Annotated in this window: 1 protein-coding gene and 1 pseudogene; both read right to left on the bottom strand. The window is 72.3% G+C overall.

Features of this window, described 5'->3' with window-relative positions; all coding sequences use genetic code 11:
- Positions 1-49: 49 nt before the first annotated feature.
- Complete coding sequence (locus tag BLV72_RS35490) at positions 50-10,420, bottom strand: type I polyketide synthase (protein ID WP_093467521.1); 10,371 nt, start codon at positions 10,418-10,420, stop codon at positions 50-52.
- 57 nt (positions 10,421-10,477) lie between these two features.
- Positions 10,478-20,094: pseudogene (locus BLV72_RS51190) on the bottom strand (type I polyketide synthase).
- Positions 20,095-20,116 lie beyond the last annotated feature (22 nt).

Here is a 20,116-nt window from a genome sequence, read left to right as displayed (position 1 = left end):
GGTTTGCCGTCACTTTCTCTACAGTCAGGGTCAGACGCTGGACAACGGTTCAGGACAGCCCGAGCTCGTTGTCGATGAAGTCGAACAGCTCGTCGTTGGAGGACGATCCGATCCGTTCGGCCACCTCCGCGGTGGCGTCGGCGTCATCGGAAGCCTCGCCCAGCTTCTCCAGGAGCTCCTTCAGCCGCTCGGCCACCTTCGTGCGGGTCTCACCGTCGTCCATCACGCTGGAGAGCAGGGGCCCCAGCTTGTCCAGCTCGGCGAAGACCATGGGCTCCCCCGTGCCGCCGTCCGGCAGAAGCTCCTCCTGCAGGTGCTCCACCAGCGCCGTGGGCGTCGGGTGGTCGAAGACCAGCACTGCCGACAGCCGCAGCCCGGTCTCCGCGTTGAGCCGGTTGCGCAGCTCCACCGTGGTCAGCGAGTCGAATCCCATGTCCTTGAAGGCCATGTCGGGCTCGACCGTCTCCGGCGAGCCATGGCCGAGGACCGTCGCCACCTGCACCCGCACCAGGTCCAGCAGGGCCCGGTACTGGTCGGCCGCGGAGAGACCGGCCAGGCGATCCCGCAGCGACCCGGTGCCGGTCTGCGCGGTCTCCGCCGCCGTGACCCGGCGCCGGGGGACCCGCACCAGGCCGCGCAGCAGAGCGGGCACCTCGCCGGTGCGGGCCTGGACGCGCAGGGCGGCGAGGTCCACATGGGTCGGCACGAGCACGGTCTCATCGGTCCCGAGCGCGTCGTCGAACAGCGCGAGGCCCTCCTCCGAGCTGAGCGCGTTCAGCCCGGCCCGCGCGATGCGCTGGAGGTCCGCCTCGCCGAGATCCCCGGTCATCTCGCTGCGCTGCTCCCACATGCCCCAGGCCAGGGAGACCGCGGGCAGGCCGAGCGCGCGGCGCTGGTGCGCCAGGGCGTCCAGGAAGGCGTTCGCCGCGGCGTAGTTGGCCTGGCCGCCACCACCGAAGTTGGAGGAGGCCGAGGAGAACACCACGAAGGCGGAGAGGTCGAGGCCGCGGGTCAGCTCGTGCAGATGCAGCGCCGCGTCCACCTTCGGACGCAACACCTTGTCCACCCGCTCCGGCGTCAGCGACTCCACCACACCGTCATCCAGCACACCCGCCGCATGCACCACGGCCGACAGCGGATGCTCCGACCCGATCCCGGCCAGCAAACTCTCCACCGACGCCCGATCAGCCACATCACAGGCCACAGCCCGGGCCTGCGCACCGAGCCCGGCCAGCTCCGCCACCAACTCCGCCGCCCCCGGCGCCTCCACGCCACGACGACTCGTCAGCACCAGAGACCGCACACCGTGCTCCACCACCAGATGACGGGCCAACAGCGCTCCCAGACCACCCGTACCACCCGTGATCAGCACCGTGCCCCGGCCGTCGAACGGCGTGGCCTTGGGCTCGGGCCGGTCCTCGGCCGGGGCCACCCGGGCGAGGCGCGCCGCGAGCACCCGTCCGTCGCGCACGGCCACCTGCGGCTCCCCGGCGGTCAGCGCCGTCCGCAGCACCGAGGACACCTCGCCGTGCTCCTGCGAGTCCAGGTCCACCAGGAGGAACTTCCCGGGGTGCTCGGTCTGCGCGGAGCGCAGCAGGCCCCATACGGCGGCCTCGGCCGGAGTGCGCACCTCTTCGGAGGACTGGGCACCCATCGCGCCGCGGGTCACGAACACCAGGTAGGAGTGGTCGAACCGGTCGTCGGTGACCCATGTCCGCACCAGTTCCAGCGCGCGGTAGGTGGTGCCGCGCACCCGTCCCGCCAGGTCCGCGCCGTCGTCGATGCCGACCGCCTCCGCGGCGCCCGCCACCATGACGACGTCCGGCGCCGTGGCCCCGGAGTCGATCGCCTCGCGCAGCGCGGCCAGATCCGCGTACGACGCCACGTCGGCACCCTCGGCCGCGAAGCTGGAGAGCACCCCCAGGTCGTCGGCGCCCAGCACGGCCCAGGTGCCTTCGGAGGCGGGGGCCGGAGCGCCGACGGGGACGGGGGTCCAGTCCAGCCGGAAGAGCGAGTCATGCCCGGCCGCCGGGGAACCGGCCGACTGGATCTGACCCTCCGCGACCAGCCGCATCACCAGGGAGTCGGCGGTGGCCACGGCGCGGCCGCTGGTGTCGGCCACCGCGAGGCCGATCGAGTCGGGCCCCCGCGAGCTCAGGCGCACCCTCAGTTCCGAGGCGCCCGTGGCCCGCAGCGACACGCCGGTCCAGGAGAACGGAAGCCTGGCGAGGCCCGCCTCCTCCTGGGGTACGAACATGACGGCCTGAATCGCCGCATCCAGCAGGGCGGGGTGCAATCCGAACTTACCGGCGTCCGAGGCGTTCTCCTCCGGCAGGCGCACCTCGGCGAAGACCTCGTCGCCACGGATCCACACCGACCGCAGCCCCTGGAAGACCGGGCCGTAGGCGAAGCCACCCGCCGCCATCCGGTCGTAGACGTCCTCGATCTCGATCCGCTCCGCGCCCTCCGGGGGCCATACGGCGAGGCCGGCCTGCCCGGTCTCGTCCGGCGCGCCGCTCTGGACGAGCAGGCCGGAGGCGTGCTGGACCCACGGCTGCTCCATGGTGGGGTCTTCCGGCCGGGAGTACACGTTCAGCGTGCGCGCGCCGTTCTCGTCCGGTCCGCCCACCGCCAGTTGGAGGTGCACCGCGCCCCGCTCGGGCAGCGGCAGCGGCGCCGTGAGGGTCAGCTCCTCGACCCGGTCGCATCCCACCTGGTCGGCGGCGTGCAGGGCCAGTTCGAGGAAGGCGGTGCCGGGCAGCAGGATGGTGTCCTGGACCATGTGGTCGACCAGCCACGGATGCGTCTGCGGCGAAAGGCGGCCGGTGAACAGGAAGCCGTCCGCGTCGGGCAGTTCGACGGCGGCGCCCAGCAGCGGATGCGTCGGCGGGACGAGTCCCACCGCGGTGACATCGCTGGCGAACGACGACAGGGCCTCCAGCCAGTAGCGCTCCCGCTGGAAGGCGTAGGTGGGCAGCTCGACCGTCCGGGCGCCGCGTCCGGCGAAGACCCGTTCCCAGTCCACTCCGACGCCGCCCACGTGGAGCTCGGCCAGCGCCGTCGTCAGCGCCCGCGTCTCGGGGCGGTCCTTGCGCAGCACCGGCACCAGGACCGGCTCGGTGGTCCCCTCGGTCCGGTCCGCCACGCAGTCCCGCGCCATCGCGGTGAGCACGCCATCGGGACCGACCTCGACGAACCTGGACACGCCCTGTGCCTCGAGCGCCCGCACGCCGTCCGCGAACCGCACGGCCTCCCGCACATGCCGCACCCAGTACTCCGGCGAGCACATCTCGTCCGTGTCGGCCGGCTGACCCGTCACATTGGAGACCAGGGCGATGGCCGGCGGGGCGAACGACAGCTCTTCGACGACCTTGCGGAAGTCACCGAGCATCGCGTCCATACGGGGCGAGTGGAACGCATGGCTGACCCGCAGGCTGCGGGTCTTGCGGCCCTGCGCCGACCACTGTCCGGCGATCTCCAGCGCGGGCGCCTCGTCGCCCGCGATGACCACGGCGGTCGGGCCGTTGACGGCGGCGATGCTCACCTCGGCCTCACGACCGGCGAGCGAACCGGCGATCTCCTCCTCCGACGCCTGGATGGCGACCATCGCCCCACCCTCGGGCAGCGCCTGCATCAAACGGCCACGGGCGGCCACCAGCGTGCACGCGTCCTCCAGCGAGAACACCCCCGCCACATGCGCGGCCGCGATCTCACCGATGGAGTGACCGATCACCACATCCGGGGCAACCCCCCACGCCGACAGCAGCCGGAACAACGCCACCTCGATGGCGAACAGCGCGGGCTGGGTGAACGCCGTCTGATCCAGCAGCGCGGCATCCGCACTCCCCTCCGCCGCGAACACCACCTCCCGCAACGGACGGTCCAGCAGACCGTCCAGATGCGCGCACACCTCGTCCCACGCGTCGGCGAACACCGGGAACGCCTCGTACAACTCCCGGCCCATACCCAGGCGCTGCGCACCCTGGCCCGAGAACAGGAACGCCGTCTTGCCGGCCGCCCCCGCCACGCCGCGTACGACGCCGGGCGCCGCCTCGCCCTTCTCGAGGGCCTCGAGACCACGCAGCATGTCCGCGCGGTCCTCGCCGACCACGGCGGCCCGGTGGTCGAAGAGCGATCGGGCCGTCGCCAAGGAATAGCCGACGTCCACAGCGGGCATGGACTCTTCGGTGGCGGTGGCGAGTTGGGCACGCAGCCGTTCGGCCTGGCCCCGCAGGGCGGCGTCGGTCCGGCCGGACAGGATCCACGGCACCGGGGCCGTGGTGGAGTCCGGGGCCTCCGCTGCCCGCGGCGCCTTGGGCTCGTCGTCGGCCGGCGCCTGCTCGATGATGGTGTGCGCGTTGGTACCGCTCACGCCGAAGGCGGATACCGCCGCCCTGCGCGGATGGTCCCGCTCCGGCCAGGGCATCGCCTCGGTCAGCAGTTCGAGGTCGCCCGCCGACCAGTCCACGTGCGGCGATACCTCGTCCACGTGCAACGTCTTGGGAAGGGTGCCTTCGCGCATGGCCATCACCATCTTGATGACCCCGGCGACACCGGCGGCGGCCTGCGTATGACCGATGTTCGACTTGATGGCCCCCAGCAGCAACGGCTCACCTTCGGGACGTCCCTGTCCGTAGGTGGCCAGCAGCGCCTGCGCCTCGATCGGGTCGCCGAGGGGAGTGCCGGTGCCATGGGCCTCGACCACGTCCACATCGGCGGAGACCAGCCGGGCACTGGCCAGCGTCTGCTCGATGAGCCGCTGCTGGGACGGGCCGTTGGGCGCCGTCAGGCCGTTGGAGGCGCCGTCCTGGTTGATGGACGAGCCCCGGATGACGGCCAGCACCTTGTGGCCGTTGCGCTGCGCGTCCGACAGCCGCTCCACCAGGAGCATGCCCACGCCCTCGGACCAGCCGGTGCCGTCGGCATCCGCCGAGAACGCCTTGCACCGCCCGTCGAACGACAGCACGCGCTGGGCACTGAACTCGATGAACGTACCCGGGGTGGCCATGATGGTCACACCACCGGCCAGCGCCACGGATGCCTCGCCCTGGCGCAGCGACTGGCAGGCCAGGTGCAGGGCGACCAGCGACGAGGAACACGCGGTGTCCACCGTCACGGCCGGGCCCTCGAAGCCGAAGGTGTAGGAGATGCGGCCGGACGAGACGCTGGGGGCGCTGCCGAGTCCGAGATAGCCCTCCACTCCTTCGGTGTCGCTCAGGATGCGCGAACCGTAGTCGTGGTAGTTGGAGCCGACGAAGACTCCGGTCTGGCTGCCGCGCAGCGCCACGGGGTCGATACCGGCACGCTCGAACGCCTCCCAGGACGTCTCGAGCAGCAGGCGCTGCTGCGGGTCGATCGCCATCGCCTCACGCGGCGAGATCCCGAAGAACGAGGGGTCGAAGTGGCCCACCTCGTCGAGGAAACCGCCGGCCTGGACGTAGCTGGTGCCGGACTTCTCGGGGTCCGGGTCGTAGAGACCGTCGATGTCCCAGCCGCGGTCATCGGGGAACCGGGAGATCACGTCCCCCTCGGCCATCAGCAGCTCCCACAGCTCCTCGGGGCTGCGCACCCCGCCGGGGAACCGGCAGCTCATGCCGATGATGGCGATCGGCTCATCGGTGGCGATGGGCCTGTCGGGCCCGTCCGATCCCTTGGCCGCGGCAGCGGGGCCGCCCTCGGTGACCGGCTGGTCGCCGAACATCTCCGTGTACAGGTACCGGGCCAGAACCGTGGCGGTCGGGTAGTCGAAGACACAGGTGACCGGCAGGCGGAGGCCGGTGACCACGCCGAGGCGGTTGCGCAGCTCGACGGCGGTCAGCGAGTCGAAGCCGAGGTCACGGAAGGCACGCTCGGCCTCCACCGCGTCCGCACTGTCGTAGCCGAGGACGTCGGCGGCCTGGTTGCGCACCAGCTCCAGGAGGAGCTTGGGCTGCTCGGCGGGGGACAGCTTCGCCATCTCCCGGCGCAGCTCGGAAACGGCGTCGTCGCCGTCGCCGGTGTCCGCGCCGGCGGCGGCAGCGGGACGGTTCAGCTCGGGCAGCTCACGGAAGAGCGCGCTCGGACGTGAACCGACGAACTCCGGCTGGAAGCGATCCCAGTCGATCTCGGCGATGACCATGAAGGCCTCGTCCAGTTCAAGGGCCTGCTGCATGCCGGAGATCGCCAGCTCGGGCACCATTCCGACCATGCCGGAACGGTCCATCCGCTCGCCGACCTCACCGGATCCGAGGCCGCCTCCGGCCCAGGCACCCCAGGCGATGGAGGTGGCCGCAAGGCCGTCCGCACGCCGCTGCAACGCCAGCGCGTCGAGGTAGGCGTTACCCGCCGCGTAGCTGCCCTGACCCGGGCCGCCCAGCGTGCCCGCACCGGAGGAGAACAGCACGAACGCCGACAGGTCCATCCCGGCGGTCAGCTCATGCAGATTCCGCGTGGCGTCCACCTTCGGACGCAGCACCCCGGCCGCCCGGCGCACGGTGAGGGCGTCCACCACGCCGTCGTCCAGCACACCGGCCGTATGCACCACGGCGGTCAGCGGGAACTCCTGCGGGATCGCGTCCAGCACCGCGGCCAGCGCCGCACGGTCCGCGGCGTCACACGCCGCCACCGTCACCCGGGCACCGAGCCCTTCCAGCTCCGCCTTCAACTCGGCGGCGCCCTCGGCCTCCATGCCACTGCGGCTGGTCAGCACGAGGTGCTCGGTGCCCGTACGCGCCAGCCAGCGGGCGACATGGCCACCCAGCGCACCCGTACCACCGGTCACCAGCGCCGAACCACGGCCCTGCCAGGAGCCCCGGTTCTCCGCGTCGTCGGCCGCCGAGGCCCGCACCATGCGCTTGGCGAACACACCGGAGCCACGCACCGCGACCTGGTCCTCGCCCTCCGTGCCCGCCAGCACTCCGGCCAGCCGGGCCACCGCACGGGCGTCCATGGTCTCGGGCAGATCGACCGCGCCGCCCCAGCGCTGGGGGTACTCGACCCCCACGATCCGCCCGAGGCCCCACACCATCGCCTGCGCCGGGCTCACCAGCCGGTCGGAGCGCCCCACCGACACCGCACCCCGGGTGCCACACCACAGCGGGGCCACCACACCGGCGTCGCCCAGCCCCTGGACCAGCGCCACCGTCGCCGCCAGCCCGGCCGGCACCACACCGAACGTCGTATGCCCCGACTCGTCCAGCCCGAGCAGCGAGAACACGCCCGCCACGCCCGAAGGCTCCACCCCGGCCTCGTCGAGCGCCCCACGCAGCCGCTCCGCGACCGACCAGCGGTCGTTGCCCTTTTCCTCCAGCACCACCCGGACGATGTCGGCGCCGCTCGTCTCCAGTCCGTTCACCGTGGCGGTCACGAGAGCGTCATCGGCGTGCGACGCGGGAAGGACGACCACCCACGTGCCCGAGAGGGCCGCCTCGGTGGCGGCCGCCAGCGGCTTCCAGACCACCTTGTAGCGCCAGCTGTCCACTGTGTTCTGCTCACGCCGCTGACGGCGCCAGGACGACAGCGCCGGAAGCAACGCCGTCAACGACGACTGCTGCTCCTCGTCCTCCACCTCCAGGGTGCGGACCAGCGCCTCCAGGTCCTCGCGCTCCACCGCCTCCCAGAAGCGCGCGTCCACCGCGTCCGCGGCGAGACCGTCGGCGGTGGCCTGCAGCTCCGCGGCCGACACCTCCAGCCAGTACCGCTGACGCCGGAAGGCGTAGGTCGGCAGCTCGACCCGGCGGGCGCCACGGCCCTCGAGCAGGGCGGCCCAATCCACCGTGACGCCACGCACGAACACCTCGGCGGCGGAGGTCAGGAACCGCTCCAGACCACCCTCGTCGCGCCGCAGCGTGCCGACGACCACCGCCTGGGCCTCGGCGGCCTCCACCGTCTGCTGCACCGGCAGGGTGAGCACCGGGTGCGGGCTCGCCTCGATGAACACGGTGTGACCGTCATTCAGCAACGTGCGGGTGGTGGCTTCCAGCTCAACCGTCTGCCGCAGGTTGCGGTACCAGTACTCGGCGTCCAGACCGGCGGTGTCCACCAGCTCACCGAGCACCGTCGAGTAGAACGGCACCTCGGAGGAACGGGGCTGGATGTCCGCCAGGACCTTCAGCAGCTCCTCGTGGATCGCCTCCACATGAGCGGAGTGCGAGGCGTAGTCCACCGGAACCCGGCGAACACGCACCTCCTCACCCTCGAGCTGCGCCACCATCTCATCCAGCGCCCCCGGGTCACCGGAGACCACGACCGAGCCGGGGCCGTTGACCGCGGCGACGGATATCCCGCCGTCCCAGGCGGCGATGCGCTCCTTGACCTGGTCGACCGGCAGCCCGACCGACACCATGCCACCACGACCGGCCAGACCGGCGGCGATCGCCTGCGACCGCAAGGTCACCACCTTGGCGGCGTCCTCCAGCGAGAGCGCACCCGCCACACACGCCGCGGCGATCTCGCCCTGGCTGTGACCCATCACCGCGTCGGGTCGCACGCCCACCGAACGCCACAGCTTCGCCAGCGACACCATCACCGCGAACAGCACCGGCTGGACCACGTCCACCCGATCGAAGTCGGGAGCGCCCTCGGCGCCACGCAGCACATCCGTCAGCGACCAATCCACATGAGCCGACAACGCCGACTCACACTCACCGATCGCCTCCGCGAACACCGGCGAGGACTCCAACAGCCCCACCGCCATGCCCACCCACTGCGCACCCTGACCCGGGAACACGAACACCGAGCGGCCGGCGTCGCCGGTCCTCCCCCGCACCACTCCGTTGGACGCGGTGGCGTCCTCGGCGACCGCCTCCAGACGCTGGAGGAGTTCCTCACGGTCGGCCCCGGTCACCACGGCGCGGTGCTCGAACGCGGACCTGGTCGTGGCCAGCGAGAGAGCCACGTCCGCCATGCCCAACTCCGGGCGCTCCGTGAGGAACTCCCGCAGTCGTCCGGCCTGTGCCTGCAGAGCCTCCGCGCTACGGCCCGCCACGACCCACGCCACCGGACCGTCGACGGCCCCGGCCCCGGCCTCGGCGGCGTCGGCCGGCTCGGCCTCCGGAGCCTGCTCCAGGATGGTGTGCGCGTTGGTGCCGCTCATGCCGAACGAGGAGACGGCGGCGCGGCGCGGGTGGTCCCGGTCCGGCCACGGGGTCGACTCGTGCAGCAGCGAGACGGCGCCGCCGGTCCAGTCGATGTGCGGCGAGGGCTCGTCCGCGTGGAGCGTCTTGGGCAGCACGCCCTCGACCATGGCCATCACCATCTTGATGACGCCCGCGACACCGGCGGCGGCCTGCGTATGGCCGATGTTGGACTTGATGCCGCCCAGCCAGAGCGGCTGGTCCGCGGGCCGGTCCTGGCCGTACGTCGCCATCAGCGCCTGCGCCTCGATCGGGTCACCCAAGGTGGTGCCCGTACCGTGCGCCTCCACGGCGTCCACATCGGTGACCGACAGCCGGGCGCTGCTCAGCGCCTGCCGGATGACCCGCTGCTGCGATATGCCGTTGGGCGCCGTCAGACCGTTGGACGCGCCGTCCTGGTTGATCGCCGAACCCCGGACGATGGCCAGCACCTTGTGGCCGTTGCGCTGCGCGTCCGACAGCCGCTCCACGAGCAGCATGCCGACGCCCTCGCCCCAGCCGGTGCCATCCGCCGCCGCCCCGAACGGCTTGCAGCGGCCGTCCGCCGCCAGGCCGCGCTGCCGGCTGAACTGGACGAACGCCGCCGGGGTGGACATCACCGTGATGCCACCGGCCAGCGCGAGCGTGCACTCGCGCTGGCGCAGTGCCTGAACGGCCAGGTGCAGGGCCACGAGCGACGATGAGCACGCCGTGTCCACGGAGAGCGCGGGGCCCTCGAGGCCCATGGTGTAGGAGATCCGGCCGGAGACGATGCTCGCCGCGTTGCCGGTGCCGGAGTGGCCCTCGACATCCTCCGTGCTCTCGGCGGCGCCGAGCGTGAGCATGGAGTAGTCCTGGCCGTTGGTTCCGACGAACACGCCGGTCCGGCTGCCCCGCAGGGACATCGGGTCGATGCCCGCCCGCTCGAAGGCCTCCCACGACGTCTCCAGCAGCAGTCGCTGCTGCGGGTCCATCGACAGCGCCTCGCGCGGCGAGATCCCGAAGAACGCCGGATCGAATTGGTCGGCGTTCTCCAGGAAGCCGCCCTCGGTCGTATAGCTGGTGCCGGGACGGTCCGGGTCCTCGTCGTAGAGGGCGTCGATGTCCCAACCACGGTCCATGGGGAATGCCGAAATCGCGTCGGTGCCGTCCGCCACCAAGCGCCACAGGTCCTCCGGAGAGTTCACCCCTCCGGGGAACCGGCAGCTCATGGCGACGATCGCGATCGGTTCCTGGTCCGCCGACTCGGCCTCGAGCAGGCGCTGGCGAGTCTGCTGGAGATCCGCGGTCACCCGCTTGAGATAGTCGAGAAGCTTCTCTTCGTTCATTGTTATGTCACCCATGGAAGTAGTAAGGGACGACGCTCGGGAACCGACCGCGCCAGCTCAGGAGATCCCAAGCTCCTTGTCGATGAAGTCGAAGATCTCGTCCGACGTCGCCGACTGAATCTTGTCCGAGACCGCCTTCTTGCCGGAGTTGCCCGAATCCTGTTCCGCCTCTCCCCACTTGAGGAGGAGCGTCTGCAGACGCGTCGTGATCCTGGGCCGGTCCACGTCGTCGGCGGAGATCGTGGCCATCGCCGCTTCGATCCGGTCCAGCTCGCCGAGGATCGGTGCGGCCGCCGAGATCCCGTCCTGGACGACGTCGGTGCGCAGCCGGCGGGCGAGCGCGACGGGCGTCGGGTGGTCGAAGACGATCGTCGCGGGCAGGCGCAGGCCCGTCGCCGCGTCCAGCCGGTTGCGCAGTTCGACGGCGGTCAGCGAGTCGAAGCCGAGCTCACGGAAGGCCCGCTGGGACTCGACCGACTCCACCGACGGGAAGCCCAGCACCATCGCCACCTGCGTGGTGACCAGGTCGAGCAGCGCTCGTTCCTGCTCCGCCTCCGACATTCCGGCGAGCCGCTCGCGCAGTTCGGAGCCACCGGTCTCGAACTGCGCCGCGGTGCCACCGCCGATCGCGGCTTCCAGGATCCGGCGCGCCTCGGGCACCTCGTCCAGCAGCCGGCTGCCCCGAACGGCGACGTAGGAGGGCACGAAGCGCTCCCAGTCGAGGTCGGCGATGGCCAGGTGCGTCTCCCGCAGGTCGAGGGCCTGCTGGAGGGCCTTGACCGCCAGCTCCGGGGTCATCGGGGCCATACCGCCGCGCCGCAGCCGCTCCTCCAGCGCCCCGTCGACCGCCATGCCGCCCTCGGCCCACGGGCCCCAGGCGACCGAGGTGGCCGCCAGTCCCTGGGCCCGGCGCTGCTGCGCCAGGGCGTCGAGGTAGGCGTTGGCCGCCGCGTAACTGCCCTGCCCGGCGCCGCCGATGGCTCCGGCGAGCGAGGAGAACAGCACGAACGCGGACAGGTCGAGGCCCTCGGTCAGCTCGTGCAGATTGCGGGCCCCGTCCACCTTGGGACGCAGCACGCCCGCGACCCGCTCCACCGACATCGAGTCCAGGACACCGTCGTCCAGGACACCCGCCGCGTGCACGACGGCGTTCAGCGGATACCGCTCGGGATGGCGGCCAGTACGGCGGCCAGGGCGTCGCGGTCGGCGGCGTCACATGCCGCGATGGTCACTTCGGCGCCCAACGCGGCCAGTTCGTCACGCAGTTCGGCGGCCCCGTCGGCTTCCAGGCCACGGCGGCTGGTGAGCACCAGGTGCTCGGCGCCGGCGCGTGCCAGCCACCGGGCCACCTGGCTGCCCACTCCCCCGGTGCCGCCGGTCACCAGCACCGAGCCCCGCGCGTTCCACGGCTGAGCCGTGGTCTGCGGGGCGGCGGCCCGCGCCAGACGCCGGGTGAACACGCCGGAGGTGCGCACCGCCACCTGGTCCTCGAACTCGCCCGCGCCGCCGCCCAGCACACCGGCCAGCCGGTTCGCGGCCCGCTCGTCCAGCGTCTCCGGGAGGTCGACCAGACCGCCCCAGAGCCGGGGGTGCTCCAGACCGGCGACCCGGCCGAGGCCCCACATCTGCGCCTGGGCGGCGCTGCGCAGGGTCTCGGATCCGGTCACCGAGACGGCGCCTCGCGTGGCCACCCACAGCGGGGCCTCGACTCCGGCGTCCACGAGTGCCTGCAGGGCCAGAAGGTTCAGCGCGAGTCCTCGCGGCACGACCGCGTGGTCGGGGCCGGGCTTCTCGTCCAGGGCCAGCAGGGAGAGGACCCCGCCGACGGTCCCGTCCGACGCGCCCTCGGCCGCCGCGCGCAACAGCTCGGCGACCGCCGCGCGGTCGATGTCCACTGCGCCGTCGAGCACGATCCGCGCCACCTGCGCGCCCTGCCGCTCGAGCGTGTTCACCGCGGAGGTGACCAGCTCGTCGTCGGCGTGCGAGTCGGGAACCATGACCATCCAGGTCCCGGTCAGCGCCCGCTCCGAGAGCTCGGACACCGGGGTCCACGCGATCTCGTAGCGCCAGCCGTCGACCGTGGAGCGCTCACGATGGCCCTTGCGGTAGGACGACAAGGCGGGCAGCACCTCGGTCAGCGAGGCGTTTCCGTCCACGTGCAGCGCGGTGGTCAGCGCCTCGAGATCCTCACGCTCGACCGCGTCCCAGAACTGGGAGTCGACCGAGTCCACCGAGGCGGAGCCGGCGGAGGCATCGCTCTCGGCGTCCTCCAGCCAGTAGCGCTGCCGCTGGAACGCGTACGTCGGCAGCTCGACCCGCCGGACGTCCTGCCCGGCGAACAGGGCCTCCCAGTCGACGGTGGTGCCGTGGACGTGGAGTTCGGCGAGCGCCGTGGTCAGCGACTGGGCCTCGGGGCGGTCCTTGCGCAGCGCCGGCACCACGACGGGGGCCGAAGCCTCCTCCGCCGTCAGGCATTCGCGCGCCATCGCCGAGAGCACACCGTCGGGGCCCACCTCGAAGAACCTGGTCGCGCCCGCGGTTTCGAGGGAGCGCATCCCGTCCAGGAAGCGCACCGACTCCCGGACGTGCCGCACCCAGTACTCCGGCGAGCACACCTCGTCCGCACCCGCCGACTTGCCCGACACGTTGGAGATCAGGGCAAGGGAGGGCGGGGCGAACGACAGCCCCTCGACGACCTTGCGGAAGTCACCGAGCATCGCGTCCATGCGCGGCGAGTGGAACGCGTGACTGACCCGCAGGCGGCGGGTCTTGCGGCCCTGCTCCGCCCACTGTTCCGCGATCTCCAGCGCCGCTTCCTCGTCGCCCGCGATGACCACGGCGTTCGGGCCGTTGACGGCGGCGATGCTCACCTCGGTCTCACGACCGGCGAGCGACGGAGCGACCTCCTCCTCCGACACCTCGACGGCGACCATGGCGCCGCCCTCGGGCAGCGCCTGCATCAGGCGGCCGCGAGCGGCCACCAGCGTGCAGGCATCCGCCAAGGAGAAGACTCCCGCAACGTGCGCGGCGGCGATCTCACCGATGGAGTGACCGATCACCACATCCGGCGCCACACCCCACGCCGACAGCAGCCGGAACAACGCCACCTCGACCGCGAACAACGCCGGTTGGGTGAACGCCGTCTGATCCAGCAGCTCGGCGTCCGCACTCCCCTCCGCCGCGAACATCACATCCTTCAGCGGACGGTCCAGCAGCATGTCCAGATGCGCACACACCTCGTCCAGGGCAAGGGCGAACACCGGGAACGCCTCGTACAACTCCCGGCCCATACCCAGGCGCTGCGCACCCTGGCCCGAGAAGAGGAACGCCGTGATTCCCGTGGGAGTGGCGACCGAGCGCACGACCCCGGGGGTCTCCTCACCGGTGGCGACGGCTTCGAGCCCGCGCAGCAGCTCCGCGCGGTCGGTGCCCGTCAGCACGGCACGGTGTTCGAACACCGACCGGGTGGCGACCAGGGAGTAGCCCACGTCCTTCAGGCTCAGCTCCGGCCGTGCGGTCAGATGCGCCCGCAGCCGCCGCGCCTGGGCGCGCAACCCGTCCGCGCTCCGGGCGGAGAGCGTCCAGGGAGCCGCGCCACGGTCGTCGGGAGCCGTCACCTCGGCCGGTCGCTCGTCTTCGGCGTCCGTCGGGGCCTGCTCGATGATGGTGTGCACATTGGTGCCGCTGACACCGAACGCGGAGACACCGGCCCGGCGCAGCTGCCCCGTCTCCGGCCACGCCGTGGCCTCGGTCAGCAGGCGCACCTCGCCCGCCGACCAGTCCACCTGCGGCGACGGCTCGTCCACGTGCAGCGTCTTCGGCAGCACACCGTGCCGCATCGCCATGACCATCTTGATGACACCGGCGAGTCCGGACGCGGCCTGTGTGTGCCCGATGTTCGACTTCAGCGCGCCCAGCCACAGCGGGCGGCCCTCCGGACGCTCCTGGCCGTAGGTGGCCAGCAGCGCCTGCGCCTCGATCGGGTCGCCCAGCGAGGTACCCGTACCGTGCGCCTCCACCGCGTCCACCTCGGCGGCCGACACCCCGGCGCTGGCCAGCGCCTGGCGGATCACCCGCTGCTGCGACGGACCGTTCGGCGCCGTCAGACCGTTCGACGCGCCGTCCTGGTTCACGGCGGAGCCCCGCACGATGCCCAGTACCTGGTGACCGTTGCGCCGGGCGTCCGAAAGTCGCTCCACGAGCAGCACGTTGGCGCCCTCGGACCAGCCGGTACCGTCCGCCGCGGCCGCGAACGGCTTGCAGCGGCCATCGGGCGCGAGACCGCCCTGCCGGCTGAACTCGACGAACGCCATCGGGGTCGCCATCACCGTCACGCCGCCGACCAGCGCCATGGAGCATTCGCCCTGGCGCAGCGACTGGCAGGCCAGATGCAGGGCCACCAGCGACGACGAGCAGGCCGTGTCCACCGTGACGGCGGGGCCTTCCAAGCCGTAGGTGTAGGCGAGGCGGCCCGAGACGACGCTGCCGGCGTTGCCCGTCAGCAGATGGCCCTCGACGTCCTCGGGCACCGTCGTCAGGTTGGTGCCGTATCCGGAGCCCGAGAAGCCGACGAACACACCGACCTGGCGGCCCCGCACGGACGTGGGGTTGATGCCCGCCCGCTCGAACGCCTCCCAGGAGGTCTCCAGCAGCAGCCGCTGCTGCGGGTCGGTCGCCAGCGCCTCACGGGGCGAGATCCCGAAGAAGCCGGGGTCGAACTCGCTCACGTCATAGAGGAATCCGCCCTCACGGGCGTAGAACGTGCCCGGCCGGTCCGGGTCCGGGTCGTACATGCCCGACAGGTCCCAGCCGCGGTCGGACGGGAACGACGAGATGGCGTCACCGCCGCCCTCGACCAACTGCCACAGGTCCTCCGGGCTCCGCACCCCACCGGGGAAGCGGCAGCTCATGGAGACGATCGCGATGGGGTCGTCGTCCGCACCGGCGACGGCGGAGGCACCGGACCCGGCGGTGAGCGCCGGGGACGACGCGCCGAGCACCTCGGTGCGCAGATGCGCCGCCAGCGTCGAGGCGCTGGGGTAGTCGAAGACCAGCGTGGCGGGAAGGCTGAGACCGGTCTCGGCGGCCAGCCGGTTGCGCAGGTCGACCGCGGTCAGCGAGTCGAAGCCCAGATCGCGGAAGGCCCGGTTCGGCTCGACCGTCTCCGCGGAGGCGTAGCCGAGCACGGAGGCGGCGTGCTTGCGCACCAGATCGAGCAGCGCCCGGTCCCGCTCGCCCTCGGTGAGCGGCTTCAGCCGCTCACGCAGCTGCGCCCCGGCGGCGTCGGAGCTCTCGCCGTCGCCCCCCTTGGCCTCCAGCCGCTGGACCTCCTCGAGGTCGCTCAGGAACGGGCTGGGCCGGACCGCGGTGAACGAGGGGGCGAACCGCTCCCAGTCCACGTCCACGACCGTCACCACACCGTCGTCACCGGCCACCGCGCGTTCCAGAGCGGCGATGGCCAACTCGGGTGCCATCGCGGGCAGTCCGCGCCGCGCCAGCTGCTCCCCCGCGTCGTCCCGGGTCGCCATGCCGCCCTCGGCCCACGGGCCCCAGGAGACGGCGGTGCCCGCGAGACCCCGCGCACGGCGCTGCTCCACCAGCGCGTCCAGGAAGGCGTTTCCGGAGCCGTAGACGCCCTGGCTGCCGCCGCCCCAGATACCGGAGATGGACGAGAAGACCACAAACGCGTCGAGCTCACGGTCGCCGAGCAGCTCATCCAGGTTGACGGCGCCCGCCACCTTGCCCGACACCACCCTCGCCGCGTCCGCGAGCTCCGTCTCCACCAGGGAGGCCGCGATCGTGACGCCTGCCGCGTGCACTACTCCGGTCAGCGGCAGGTGCTCCGGCACGGCGTCCAGGACGGCGGCGAGCGCGTCGCGGTCCGCCGCGTCGCACGCGGCCACCGTCACCTCGGCGCCCATGCCCTCCAGCTCCGCCTTCAACTCGGCGGCGCCTTCGGCCTCGAGACCGCGGCGGCTGGTCAGCACCAGGTGCTCGGCACCGCTGCGGACCAGCCAGCGGGCCACCTGGCCGCCGAGCCCGCCCGTGCCACCGGTCACCAGCACCGTGCCGCGCGCCTGCCACGAGGTCCCCTCGTCGGCGGCCGCGGCCGAGCGCACCAGACGGCGTACGAAGGCACCGGAGCCGCGCACCGCGACCTGGTCCTCGCCGCCCTCGGCGGACAGCACACCGGACAGCCGCGCCGCACCGCGCTCGTCCAGGGACTCGGGCAGATCCACCAGACCGCCCCACAGCGGCGGCAGCTCCAGCCCGGCCACCCGGCCCAAGGCCCAGACCATCGCCTGCGTCGGGCTGGTGAGCCGGTCCGAACGCCCCACCGACACCGCGCCGCGCGTACCGCACCACAGCCGGGCCGGAATCTCGGCCCCGACCATGGCCCGCACCAGCACCAGGCTCAACGCGTAGCCGCCCGACAGCGCCGGGTACCCCGGGCAGGGCTCCTCGTCCAGGGCCAGCAGCGACAGCACACCGCCCAGCTCGGGTGCGTCGGCGGCCACCTCACGCAGCCGCTCCGCGAGCACGTCCGCGTCGAGGTCCCGCTCGTCCACCACGATCGAGACCACATCCGCGCCGTGCCGTTCGAGCCCGGCGACGACCTCCGAGACCAGCTCGTCCCCGGCGCGGGACGCCGGAACGACCACGGGCCAGGTCCCCGACAGCGAGCTGTCGGGGATCTCGGAGAGCGGCTTCCATGACACCCGGTAGCGCCAGCCGTCGATCGTGGACTGGTCACGGTTGTTGCGGTGGTACGCGGACAGGGCGGGCAGCACCGCGCTCAGCGGCGCCTCGCTGTCGACCGCCAACGTCCCCGCCAGCGACTCCAGGTCCTGGCGCTCCACCACGTCCCAGAACCGCGCGTCGACGGAGCCGGTGACCTCGGCCGCGCTTCCGCCGGGCGGCAGGCCGAATCCATCGAGCCAGTAGCGTTCGCGCTGGAAGACGTAGGTCGGCAGCTCGACCCGGCGGCCTCCACGGCCCTCCAGCGCGGTGGCCCAGTCGACCTTGGTGCCGCGCGCGAACACCTCGGCGGCGGAGGTCAGGAACCGCTCCAGGCCGCCCTCGTCGCGCCGCAGCGTGCCGGCGACCACGGCCTGTGCCTCGGCGGCCTCCACGGTCTGCTGAACGGGCAGGGTGAGCACGGGATGCGGGCTCACCTCGATGAAGGTGGCGTGTCCCTTGCCGAGCAGGGTGCGGGTGGTGGCCTCCAGCTCGACGGTCTGCCGCAGGTTGCGGTACCAGTACTCGGCGTTCAGACCTGCGGTGTCCACCAGCTCGCCGGTCACGGTCGAGTAGAACGGCACCTCGGAGGAACGGGGCTGGATGTCCGCCAGGACCTTCAGCAGCTCCTCGTGGATCGCCTCCACATGGGCGGAGTGGGAGGCGTAGTCCACCGGAACCCGGCGGACGCGGATCTCCTCCCCCTCCAGCCGCGCCACCATCTCGTCCAGCGCACCCGGGTCACCCGACACCACGACGGATCCCGGGCCGTTGACCGCGGCCACCGAGATCGCACCGTCCCAGGCGGCGATCCGCTCCTTGGCCTCGTCCGCGGGCAGTCCGACCGACACCATGCCACCACGGCCCGCAAGGCCCGCCGCGATGGCCTGCGACCGCAGCGCCACCACCTTCGCGGCGTCCTCCAGCGAGAGCGCACCCGCGACGCAAGCCGCGGCGATCTCGCCCTGGCTGTGACCCATCACCGCGTCGGGTCGCACGCCCACCGAACCCCACAGCTTCGCCAGCGACACCATCACCGCGAACAGCACCGGCTGGACCACGTCCACCCGGTCGAATCCGGGAGCGCCCTCGGCGCCACGCAGCACCTCGGTCAGCGACCAGTCCACATGAGCCGACAGCGCCGTCTCACACTCACCGATCGCCTCGGCGAACACCGGCGAACTTTCGAGCAAGTCCACCGCCATGCCCATCCACTGGGCACCCTGGCCGGGGAACACGAACACCGAGCGGCCGCGGACATCGGCCACACCGCGCGTCACACCCGAGGCGATCTCATCGCCGGCCAACGCGTCCAGCCGCGCCAGGAGTTCCTCACGGTCGGCGCCCGTCACCACGCCACGGTGCTCGAACACCGACCGCGACGAGATCAGCGAGTACGCCACATCGGCCGCACCCAGCTCCGGGCGCTCCGCCACGAACTCCCGCAGCCGGCCCGCCTGGGCCCGCAGGCCGGCCGGGCTACGGCCGGACACCACCCAGGCCACCGGACCGTCGGCGACCTCGGCCCGGGTCTCCTCGGCCACCTCGGCCTCCGGAGCCTGCTCCAGGATCGCGTGCGCGTTCGTCCCGCTGATGCCGAACGAGGACACACCGGCCCGTCGAGGCTGCTCGGTCTCGGGCCAGGGGGTCGACTCGTTCAGCAGCCGGATGTCGCCCTCGGTCCAGTCCACCTGGCTGGAGGGCTCGTCCGCGTGGAGCGTCTTGGGCAGCATGCCGTTCCGCAGGGCCATCACCATCTTGATGACCCCGCCGACACCGGCGGCCGCCTGGGAGTGGCCGATGTTGGACTTCAGCGAGCCCAGCCACAGCGGCTTGTTCTCCGGCCGCTCCTTGCCGTAGGTGGCCATCAGGGCCTGTGCCTCGATGGGGTCACCCAGCGACGTGCCCGTGCCGTGTGCCTCGACCGCGTCCACGTCGGCCGGTGTCAGGCCCGCGTTCTTGAGCGCCTGGCGGATCACCCGGCGCTGCGAGGGGCCGTTGGGTGCCGTCAGACCGTTGGACGCACCGTCCTGGTTGATCGCCGAGCCGCGGATGACGGCCAGCACCGGGTGGCCGTTGCGCCGGGCGTCCGAGAGCCGCTCCAGGAGGAGCAGGCCCACGCCCTCGGCCCAGCCCGTGCCGTCGGCGCCCGCGCCGAACGCCTTGCACCGGCCGTCGGGCGCGAGCCCGCCCTGCCGGCTGAACTCGACGAACATGCTGGGGGTGAACATGACGGCGACGCCGCCCGCCAGGGCCAGCGAGCACTCCTCCTGACGGAGCGCCTGGCAGGCCCAGTGCAGGGCGACCAGCGACGACGAGCACGCGGTGTCCACCGTCACGGCCGGGCCCTCGAGCCCCAGGGTGTAGGCCACCCGCCCGGACACCACGGAGGTGGCGTTGCCCGCGAGCAGCAGCCCCTCCACGTCTTCGGGCATCTCGCTCACTCCGGCGCCGTAGCCGGAGGGCGACGCGCCGACGAACACACCGGCCTGGCTGCCCCGGACCGACGCCGGGTCGATTCCGGCGCGCTCGAAGGCCTCCCAGGCGGTTTCCAGCAGCAGCCGCTGCTGGGGGTCGGTGGCGAGCGCCTCCCGCGGGCTCATGGAGAAGAAGCCGGGGTCGAAGTCGCCGGGGGCCTCCAGGAACCCGCCCTCGCGGACGGAGAAGGTACCGGACCGCTCCGAGTCCGGGTCGAAGAAGCCATCGACGTCCCAGCCCCGGTCAGGAGGGAACTCGCTGATGGCGTCGCCGCCCTCGGCGACGAGCCGCCACAGCTCCTCCGGAGTCTTCACACCGCCGGGGTACCGGCAGCTCATCGCCACAATGGCGATGGGCTCCCGGTCCCGCTCCTCCACCTGTCGAAGTTGCCGACGAGCCTGACGCAGGTCAGCCGTCACCTTCTTGAGGTAGTCAAGGAGTTTTTCGTCTTCCGCCACTATGCCCAGCCCCTTGAAACAC

This window comes from Streptomyces melanosporofaciens (genome assembly GCF_900105695.1).
In the GTDB taxonomy this organism is placed as follows: domain Bacteria; phylum Actinomycetota; class Actinomycetes; order Streptomycetales; family Streptomycetaceae; genus Streptomyces; species Streptomyces antimycoticus.
This window is presented reverse-complemented; position numbering and strand designations above follow the sequence as displayed.